Below are 957 nucleotides of genomic sequence, written 5' to 3'. Positions count from 1 at the left end.
GCCGTGCCGCGCCAGACCCGGCCGGTCACCAGCTGAAACGGGCGCGTCGAAATCTCGGCACCCGCAGGGGCCACGCCGATGATGATGCTCTCGCCCCAGCCCTTGTGCGCCGCCTCGAGAGCCGTGCGCATCACGTTCACATTGCCCGTGGCGTCGAAGGTGTAATCGCAGCCCCCGCCCGACAGTTCGACCAGATGCGCGACCATGTCGCCCTCGACCTTGCTGGGGTTCACGAAATCGGTCAGGCCGAAATGGCGCGCCATCTCTTCCTTGTCGTCGTTCAGATCGACGCCGATGATCTGATCCGCGCCCGCCAGCCGCAGCCCTTGAATCACGTTCAGACCGATGCCGCCCAGCCCGAAGACGGCGGCCGTTGACCCAATCTCAACCTTTGCCGTGTTAATAACGGCACCGATGCCGGTGGTCACGCCGCAGCCGATGTAGCAGATTTTATCAAAGGGCGCGTCCTTGCGCACCTTGGCCAGCGCGATTTCCGGCACAACCGTGTGGTTGGCAAAGGTCGAGCAGCCCATGTAGTGGTGGATCGGCGTGCCATCCAGCATCGAAAACCGGGTTGAGCCATCGGGCAGCAGCCCCTGGCCCTGCGTGGCGCGCACTTTCTGGCAGAGGTTCGTCTTGGGGTTCAGGCAGTAGTCGCACTCGCGACACTCCGGCGTATAAAGCGGGATCACATGATCGCCCACCTCAAGGCTGGTCACACCCTCGCCGATCTCGATGACAACGCCCGCGCCCTCATGGCCCAGAATGGCCGGAAAGATGCCTTCGGGATCATCGCCCGAGCGCGTGAACTCATCCGTATGGCACAGGCCCGTCGCCTTGATCTCGACCAAAACCTCTCCGGCACGCGGGCCGTCAAGATTGACCTCCATCACCTCAAGAGGCTGCCCAGCCGCAACCGCAACCGCCGCACGCGTTCTCATCATAGTCAAACTCTCC

The 957-nt window shown here is 63.2% G+C and carries 1 protein-coding gene; it reads right to left on the bottom strand.

All coding sequences use genetic code 11. The features are described 5' to 3' along the window. Positions 1-941, bottom strand: a 941-nt coding sequence (locus tag K5Q35_RS22555) for an alcohol dehydrogenase catalytic domain-containing protein (protein ID WP_220801479.1), incomplete at its 3' end; no start/stop codon positions are given. Positions 942-957 lie beyond the last annotated feature (16 nt).

Origin of the sequence: Roseobacter sp. OBYS 0001 (genome assembly GCF_019654895.1) — a bacterium.
GTDB classification, from domain to species: domain Bacteria; phylum Pseudomonadota; class Alphaproteobacteria; order Rhodobacterales; family Rhodobacteraceae; genus Roseobacter; species Roseobacter litoralis.
This window is presented reverse-complemented; position numbering and strand designations above follow the sequence as displayed.